11 protein-coding genes are annotated in these 8,726 nt (G+C 51.4%); all 11 read right to left on the reverse strand.

All coding sequences use genetic code 11. The annotated features are described in order from the left end of the window. Nucleotides 1-242 (reverse strand): hypothetical protein (locus J7M22_08735; GenBank protein ID MCD6506696.1); only part of this gene is annotated, 242 nt, incomplete at its 3' end. A gap of 8 nt (nt 243-250) precedes the next feature. Further along, nucleotides 251-541 (reverse strand): STAS domain-containing protein, encoded by a 291-nt coding sequence (locus J7M22_08740; protein MCD6506697.1) that lies wholly within the window; start codon nt 539-541, stop codon nt 251-253. A 2-nt stretch (nt 542-543) separates the two neighbouring features. Beyond that, nucleotides 544-981 carry a hypothetical protein gene (locus J7M22_08745; GenBank protein MCD6506698.1) on the reverse strand — a complete coding sequence of 146 codons (438 nt, stop codon included), beginning with the start codon at nt 979-981 and terminating at the stop codon, nt 544-546. A 99-nt stretch (nt 982-1,080) separates the two neighbouring features. Beyond that, nucleotides 1,081-1,380 carry an SPW repeat protein gene (locus J7M22_08750; GenBank protein MCD6506699.1) on the reverse strand — a complete coding sequence of 100 codons (300 nt, stop codon included), beginning with the start codon at nt 1,378-1,380 and terminating at the stop codon, nt 1,081-1,083. A 178-nt stretch (nt 1,381-1,558) separates the two neighbouring features. Next, nucleotides 1,559-2,932: a sigma 54-interacting transcriptional regulator gene (locus tag J7M22_08755; protein MCD6506700.1), complete on the reverse strand. Its 1,374-nt coding sequence runs from the start codon at nt 2,930-2,932 to the stop codon at nt 1,559-1,561. A 207-nt stretch (nt 2,933-3,139) separates the two neighbouring features. Next, nucleotides 3,140-3,361 carry a TM0996/MTH895 family glutaredoxin-like protein gene (locus J7M22_08760; protein ID MCD6506701.1) on the reverse strand — a complete coding sequence of 74 codons (222 nt, stop codon included), beginning with the start codon at nt 3,359-3,361 and terminating at the stop codon, nt 3,140-3,142. 87 nt (nt 3,362-3,448) lie between these two features. Beyond that, on the reverse strand, nt 3,449-4,030 hold the full coding sequence (locus J7M22_08765) for a permease (GenBank protein ID MCD6506702.1): 582 nt from the start codon (nt 4,028-4,030) through the stop codon (nt 3,449-3,451). Nucleotides 4,031-4,450: 420 nt separating this feature from the next. Continuing rightward, nucleotides 4,451-5,140: a hypothetical protein gene (locus J7M22_08770; protein MCD6506703.1), complete on the reverse strand. Its 690-nt coding sequence runs from the start codon at nt 5,138-5,140 to the stop codon at nt 4,451-4,453. Between the two features lie 80 nt (nt 5,141-5,220). Then, nucleotides 5,221-6,087 carry an HAD family phosphatase gene (locus J7M22_08775; GenBank protein MCD6506704.1) on the reverse strand — a complete coding sequence of 289 codons (867 nt, stop codon included), beginning with the start codon at nt 6,085-6,087 and terminating at the stop codon, nt 5,221-5,223. Further along, a complete protein-coding gene (locus J7M22_08780) occupies nt 6,075-7,034 on the reverse strand; it encodes a hypothetical protein (GenBank protein MCD6506705.1) in 960 nt (319 codons plus the stop codon). Before J7M22_08780 ends, J7M22_08775 begins: the two co-directional genes overlap by 13 nt. Before the next feature lie 100 nt (nt 7,035-7,134). Then, entirely contained in the window at nt 7,135-8,151 is a 1,017-nt protein-coding gene (locus J7M22_08785; GenBank protein MCD6506706.1) for a zinc-binding dehydrogenase, read from the reverse strand. Between the last annotated feature and the right edge of the window lie 575 nt (nt 8,152-8,726).

Below are 8,726 nucleotides of genomic sequence, written 5' to 3' on the forward strand. Positions count from 1 at the left end.
GCTATCACCGGAGCCGCTATGATGATCATAAAGGTTCCGAGCAGGACCTCGACGGGTGATTTTACCACCTTGGCGAAATCCCTCGGCTTAGTGGGAATTATCATGATGTAAATCATGACGAAGACCAGCGGAATGACCAGAACCTTAAGATGATGGGCCGCTGATGGGAGGGCCGATCCAAATCCGAACCCACAGATTAGATAGAACCACCCACAGCGAGAGATACCTCTTGAAGATCGCATTGAAACGTTTAAGCTTCATTATTATTCTCCTTTCCGAATGACAAGCCAAGGCGTGAGAAGGCACGCTGTATAGCAGGCTTGGCGCCAACGACCTTTAGATCTCTTCCTTCCCGCCCTAACCTGCGTTTCCCCTCCATTAGGATGCTGATAGCCTCCGCATCTATACTTTCCACGTCCGTTAGGTCGATGACCACCGTCATCGCGCCCTCCTTTATAGCCCTATCAAGACCACTTCTTAGATCGGATACCGTGAGATGGTTCAACCGCCCTGAAAGACGGATAACAGCCTCATTTCCCATCGTTATCCCTCCTTGATAAGCTCTAGGATATGGGAGAGGACAGGTTGTGACCGATTTACATTTAAAGATATGGACCACTCCGCCATTGCTTGGTCCCTCATGCCTTTGAAATAGAGGAGAATTCCGAGACAGTTATGCAGCGACATGTCATTGGGGGTTTTTCTCAGCCTACCCGTGATCTCGTTAATGGCTTTATTATAGCTCAGGGAGTAAATTTTATCCTTCTCTTGGGGTTTATCAATGTCCTCCGGTTTCTCACGCAACATCCTCGCGAACTCGGAGAGAGCACTATCAAAGGAACCGTTCAAGATGTAGGCGATGATGAGCTTACACCATATCAAACCCCTAGGTCTTCCGGATTCCAGCGCTCTTCTGTACTCCTTGATTGCCCTCGTATAAGCTCCCTCCATCATATACCTGTTTGCTAACATGGTGCTCACATTTAATCCCTCCCCTTAGACCATTGAGAGAGGAGCGAGGAACCAGGAGCAAAGGAAAGCTGATTTCCAAATACCTCTTTCCCCCTGGTTCCTCATCCGTTAAGCTGGCATTAGACTGGCCCAGGATCCAAAGATGAGAATCAATATCCCAAAAACCAAGTTGTTCCACGCCGCAGTCGAAGCGGAAGGTATGGCAAGTGCTGCGACGATCAGCCAGATACCGATGGCAACGTTGATCCACTGAGGCCAGCGCCTTACGGCTGTTAAAATGCCGAAGACCGCAACCAGAACCCCGACGGCCAGATCGTTGATCAGAGCTCCCGTCCTGTTATGGACTATCCCGCTGATGAACCCTGATATAAACATCCACAGGCCTAACACAACGTTAATCCAGTTCATCCTCCTCACCTCCTCGTTTTTTACTGTGTGGTTGCACATTCCATGCCATATCTCTATCGCTCGGCTTGGTTAGAGAAAACAGTTGGTTTTACGGATTTGGAGGGGACATGAGGACGTATCCATATTGCAATTTCGCAATATGGATATTGCAGGATTGCAAAACCAATCCATCGGGATATCAGATGAGATTGTATTTTTTCATCTTCCGCCACAGGGTCGATCTATCTATTCCCAAAACCTCGGCGGCTTGACCTCGATTCCAGTTAGATTTCTCCAAAGCCCGGAGGATTTGCTGTTTTTCAAGTTGTTCGAGGGAATCCTTCAACCTATCTGTGGTTTTCACAGTCCGATGTATTTCAGGGGGAAGATGCTGGACGAGAATCGTGTTGGCGGGACAACGGATGAAGGCATACTCGATAGCATGTTCGAGTTCCCTCACATTACCAGGCCAATCGTAGTCGAGCATCAGTCCTAGGGCATCGGGCGAGATGTTGACGATATCCCTATCATACTCTTTATTGAATTTCCTCATAAAATATCTCACCAGCAGGGGGATGTCCTCTTTTCGTTCACGCAGCGGCGGAACGAAAATGGAGACGACGTTCAGGCGGTAGAAGAGATCTTCCCTGAAGGTTCCATCTGTAACAGCTTTTCTCAGATCTCTGTCAGTTGCGGCGATGAATCTGACATCGATCTTTATCGTTCTCGTGCCACCTACCCTCTCAAACTCGCCCTCCTCCAAAACCCTCAACAGTTTCGCTTGAATCATGGGGCTGAGCTCCCCTATCTCGTCCAGAAACAGCGTTCCCCCATTGGCCAGCTCGAATCTCCCCATTTTATTTCTGTAAGCCCCCGTAAACGCCCCTTTCACATGGCCGAATAGCTCGCTTTCCAGCAGGCTCTCCGGCAACGCCGCACAATTAATCTTAATAAATGGACGATCCCGCCTTGAACTGCTGTAGTGGATAGCGCGAGCTATCAGATCCTTTCCCGTCCCAGTCTCGCCTTGAATCAGCACGGTGGCTTTTGTCTGAGCCACCTCCCCTATCAGTTCATAGATTTCTCGCATCTTATGGTTTTTGCCGATGATGCCCTGAAACTCATACCTTCCCTTTAGCTCTTCATTTAGCTCCCTCAGACGGGTGACATCCCTAAAACTTTCTACGCCCCCTATCACCTCGCCCGATTCATCCCTCAGTAACGAGGCACTGACATTGATCGTTAATTTCCTCCCATCCCTGTTCAGGATGTTGATTTCATAATTGGATACAGGTTTCCCCGTCTCAAGGGCCCTTTTAAGCGGGCAATTCTCCTCACACATTTCGGTGCCGAAGACATCCTTGCAGAACACCTCCTTGCATACTTTTCCTATGACCTGCTCGGCCTTAAATCCCGTGATCCTTTCAGCGGCCCTATTAAAGGTGGTTATCCGCCATTCCGTGTCGATAGTGAAAACACCATCCGCTATACTATCCATGATCGTTTTAAGCTTTCTCTTCTCGGTGAGCAGTTCCCTGCAGAGAGATCTACACTCCTTTTCATCCTTCTTCATTTTTCCATCCTCCCTCCAATTGTTTCCCTCAGGGATCACGACAACACTGGGCGAGGGTTTACCCCCTGCCGAAAACGGCGGCACATAAAGTGCCATTCTACGAAAGTGTTGTCATGATTGTGAACCATCCCCATGAAGATGAAAAGCCCCGAAGGTCATAGGATCCTCGGGGCTTCCTCGGAGATAAGCTGAATCTTCAGGTGGAGATCAACTTTTGATCTCCTCCACCGTGGGCACTCTACCCGCTATCTTCAGTTCCCCGTCGATCACCAGAGCTGGGCTGGCGGTTATCCCTCTGGAGATCATCTGGAGCTGATCGTAAATATGCACCACCTCCGCATCGATGCCCAGCTCCTTCACGGCCTTTTTAGCGTTCCTCCCCGTCTTCCTACATTTTGGACAGCCCACCCCGAAAACCTCTATCTTCATGATATCTTCCTCCTTATAGAGTTCCCACCGTGATCATATAAACGAAGCCCGCTATTACGCCCATTACCACGGCGAGGGCGGCGTAATTCACTCCTCGGAGACCTTTGCCGCTTTGATCCCGCTGTATCTCTCCTCCTCTCGTTTGGCCCAGGGGGTTTTATCCAGGATGTAGCCGACGAAGATAGCGCCGATGAAGGAGAAAAGGAAACGCGCTGCGGCCAGCTTCCAGGATATGATCTCAGCGGTGAATATGAGGGCGAGAAAGTTGGCCGCCGGGGCCATCAGGGGAAAACTTATCGCCGGGCCCACACCCGCACCGGCGAGTATGCCGCCGAAGATCGGGATCATGGCACAGGAGCACATGGTCAAAATGGGCGCAAACGCTACGGCGAATATGGACGATCTTATCCTCCTGCCGGAAGGAAGAACCTGCATTCTCCGCGAGGGGAGGAAAGCGGCGATGATATCACCGAGCACAAAGACGAAGATGAAAGCTCCCCACGCTCTTGATAGATAGCTCCCGATATAGACGAACGGGATAAGCACCGGGTGATATGATCTGAACGTCCGGTATTTGAACACGGGGAACAACGGATGGTGGACCACTTTGGGATATACCAACGTCAACAGTCCGAACAGAGGCAAAAACCAGGCTGAAAAGGTCTTCAAATCTCAACTCATAGCTCCTATCTCCCTTCCTCATCGTACATACGAGTAATTTATCATATGTTCATTAAAATGTCAAGGATGCGGGGAGTTCCGGAGTTCCCCGTTACGCCTTATCTGAGGTCGGGAATCGGTATACCTCTATGAACTCGCTTCGCTCATATTATCGTTGAATGTAGCAGAGATTTCTCCGTCCGCAGTCAGCAGTCCGCCGCTCAACGGTCATTTGTGGTCATTAGATCATTTGGCTTCACCGTCATTTTGAATGACTACAAATGACCATCAATGACAACAAATGACCACAGAGGACGGCGGGCAATCGGCCATAGATGGATACTACAATCAAGGGAAATAGGAGCGACTCGCTTAACAGGCGGGAAATTCACGGGAACGTCTCTTACAATGCGATAAGACGGTTCCATATCAGTGAGAGAGGCAGGCCGATAGGTAATAAGCCTCTTCTCCTGATGTTTTGATCCAAGCGTAATGCAGGGAAAGAATCCCCATGTAAAGCCCCATCCCCGCGCTTAACCCTCTCCTCTCATCCGGATCTCCAATCCAGAATCCTCCCCTCACGCGGAGAAAGGGAGTCAGAACCAGCTCCAATCCGAGATGGGGAGAGGGGATGTTGAATCCTCTCAGGATGAGATCAAAAGCGAGGATCGACCTTAACCCTCTGTACGCCCATGCGACCGTGAGCTCATTCCATCCATCATCCCCCCTCGCTACAACCGCCATCGAAAGGGAGTCGTCGAGGAAAACCAGAAAACCGATATCGCTTGATCGTCTGTAGCCGAAGAACTGATAGTATCTACAGGGATGACGTCTTTTGAACTTGAAGCTTATCCCCACAGAAGCACGCCGTGAGAGTTTTAAGGCAGCCGAGTAGTAGTTGTAATCCGGAGTTCCCTCAAGCCCGACCGCTATTTTGTTTCCCCATCCCAATCCAAACCGTCTCCATCTGTATGCGATCCCCTTCGGATCGAATCTGAAGTCGGATCTATCCAATTTCATCTGGCCGAAGACGGAGATCTCTCCTATCTGAACGATCCCCGCCGGATTCCAGAAGAGCGCCGTGGGATCATCTGAGAGGGCGGCGAACGCGTTCCCCATCGCTGCCGCCCTCGCTCCGACGTAAAACGGAGATGGCCGATAAAGAGGAGAGGAGGAGAGGATAAGGATGAGAAGCCAGACTATCGCTCATTCCTCCTTGCTCGAAAGATCAGGTCCTCCACGATCTCAGCGACTCCCTCTTCGTCGTTGGAGGGCGCGATTATATCGGCCGACCTTTTAACCTCCTCCGGTGCGTTCGCCATGGCGACGCTCAGCCCCACATATCGGAACATGTTCAGATCGTTGAAGTTGTCGCCTATCGCGACCATCTGCATGGGCGATATCCCGTGTATCCTCCCCAACCTTTCAAGCGATTTCGCCTTGGAGGCGTTACGGGCCAGCACCTCTAGGAACCAAAAGCTATCGCTGTATACCCTGCCGGAGGTGATAATCCTGGCCTCAGAAAGTTTCCTCCCCAACCTTTCGATAGCCCTACTCACAATTTCCCTTTGATCTATCGTCATGACCTGTACCACGTCGTGATCCACGTATTCCGTCAGATCTTTCACCCATCTCAGCGTCTCACCTTTTCCCTCGATATATCTGTTCAGAGCGGGGTTGCGGCACGCTCCTTTTTCGCATACAAGCAGATGTTCTCCTTCCGCATAATCGTAGATGGCGGGTGTCATCTCTATCTCCTTCATCACTCTGATCGCTCTACGGGCGAGATCCATCCTGAGCGGGAAGCTTCCGATCACCTTCCCTGTCGGATATTCGGCTATCATAGCGCCGTTATGCAGGACCAGTGGCATGCAGATGTCGATTCCCCTAAGCACCTCCGTGCTTTGAGGCAGTCCTCTGCCCGTGCAGATAACGACTAACATTCCCATCTCGACGGCACTGTGTAGGGCCTTTCGAGTTCGTTGTGTTATGCGTTTGTCGGAGGTCAGAAGCGTTCCGTCGAGGTCTATTGCTATGAGTCTGTATCCTCCGTTCAGCCTAACCATGGCGTTTCGATTACGTTTAACCTCAGCTCGTGTGATCCGTCCGGACGAGCGTATTCGTAGTAGAAATAGATCTTTCCCTCATGTGCCAGAACGTCGATATATCTCAGGGAGCCGGAGGAATGTGGTGAGGTGAGGATCGGGCCGTTCGGCGTGAGCCTATGATAGTGGATGAGATCGAACGTGACAGCCAAACCAGTTTTCTCCTCGTAGTTCTCCTTTACCGACGCGCTGCCGTCATAGAAGGCCATGAAGGCCGGAGGCGTATAAAGCAACGTTCCTATCCTCGCCGCATAGGCATCCCATCCGCTCTCCCTGGGCGAGAAGATATCGCCGAGCCATTGGAAACTCACGCCATCAAGGCTCACCGCCAGTCCGGTATGTGACTTGGTGATGCCGGTATTATATACGTCTGCAGTGGCGTGCATTTTCTCACGGAGTTCCTCTGAGACGGCCTTCGGTGAAGGCGCGTAGCTCAGTATCATATAGTATGCTCGTCCGATCATGATGACGAACGGGTCTTTAATCCCTTCGATCCCTATATCCTCCGGTGTAAATACCTTCTTGCGAGAGGAGGGATCAAGCTTTTCGAACGAGTCGGCTTCGAGAAGATCGACTCTCCACTTGTTCGTCTCGCCGTCCACATAGCTGATGTAAAGCCTGTATCTTCCCTCAGGCGATATGAAGAGGGCGGACTTCTCTATGGAAGGTGAATCGAAATCCTCCTTTTTCGCCTCCCAGATCGTCTCGAACTTAACGCCGTCCTCGCTTCGAGCGATCCGGCATATCGCTCCTCTCCCCAGCTCACGGGGCTTTCTCAACCGATAGTAGAGAAAGAAAGCCTTTTGATCCTCGTCAAAGAGAGCGCTGGGCGCTCCGGCCCACCATCCTCGTCCGCCGTTGAGCGGCTCGATGACCGTCATGCCCTCCTCCGGGTCGAAAAGCGGCATCAGATTGAAGATCTTCCTATCCCACACGGTCTGACCTCCTCGGCTTAGATCTATTTGGTATTAAGTTATAACTCAAAGAGGCGGTATATACAAGACCGGCTCACTCCCACGGCTTGAGGATTATCTTAGCGGACTTGTGCGAGGCGGATATCTCGAAGGCCTCCTGTATCCTGCTCATCGGTATGACGTGGCTTATGAGCAGATCGATAAGCGGCGACTGCTGGATCACCTTCATGACAAGCGGGAAATCCGCCAGGTTATAATGCCACGATCCCACGATGGTAAGGCCCTTACGGATCATATCGGGGCTAACTCTGATCTTCAGCTCAGCGCCACACTCGCCTACGAAAGCCACCCTACCTCTTCTTCGGGTGGCGTCGATACAGAACCGTTCTGCTACCACATTGCCCGAGCAATCGACGGCGCAGTCCACCCCTTTGCCTTCGGTCAGATCCCTGATCTTCCCAAGCGCCTCTGGATCGTTCGGGTCTATGACGTGCTCCACTCCCATCTGCTTCGCTCGCTCGACCCTGTACGGCTCAGATTCCACAACGATAACCTTCGCACCTCGGAACTTGGCGTTAACTACGGCTCCCAGTCCAACGGGTCCGGCACCCGTTATCAGCACGGTATCATATGCGGTGAGCCCTATCCTTTGGAACGCTCCGAAGGAGGGGCCTAAGGCACAACAGGCTAGAGAGGCATGTTCATAGGATACCCCATCAGGGATCTTCGGCAGGAGCCAAGCCGGCTTCAGTAGATATTGTGCCATCGTCGCCTTGCCTTCCGGCGAGCCGATGAACTCGTCGAAGTTATAGTTATTCTGGCAGTATATGTAGTCTCCGGCCATGCACAGCTCACATCTGCCACATGGGTATTGCGGCATCACGACCACGCGGTCGCCGACCTTAACCTTTGTCGGCTGGGCCACCGCCACAACCTCACCGGCGGCCTCATGGCCCAGATACTGAGCTTTATGACCGGCAAGAAAGGCCTTGTATTCCGTACACATCGGGGCGGCGTGGACCTTGACCAGAACCCAATCCTCCTTAGGCTGCGGATCGGGCACCTCCATCAATCCCGCCCTCCGCTCGCCCAAAATCACTGCTTTCCTCATTATTTTCCTCCGGTTGATAATCCACCAGGCGGTTCGGATAATACTATACACCAATAGTCCATAATCAGTCAAACATCATAGTGGATCTGGGTGCATAAGAAATTATCGATAAGCAAGGGACAAATAAGTTTCATAGCTTTTCAGACCTCTCCCCCATCCCCTCTCCGACACGGAGAGGGGAGTTTACTTTATCCCTTACCGAAGCGTTCTCTCTGTTCGAAGGATCCCCCCCTGTTACCGGGATGGTTCATCTTGAGGGCGTAAGGCCTTGCGCCCCCTATAACGGCGGAAATTGTCACCCTAATTGTGAACCATCTTCCTGTTACCGATAAATTTCTTATGCACCCCCATTGAAAAGCCCTTGTTGCTCCGTTTCTCCCTTCTGTTGTATACTATTTTATAGATCGCTCATATTATCGTTAAGTGTAGCAGAGATCTGCGAGGTCCGAAGAGCTTATTTCTCTGGGAGAAAAGGAACGAGGAACCAGGAGCGAGGAACGAGGAGATAAAAATCCTCGTTCCTGGTTCCTTTCTCCTCGTTCCTTCTCATGGATAACCGCTACACTCAAAGGGAA

It is taken from the genome of Candidatus Poribacteria bacterium, from assembly GCA_021162805.1.
Lineage (GTDB): Bacteria > Poribacteria > WGA-4E > B28-G17 > B28-G17 > JAGGXZ01.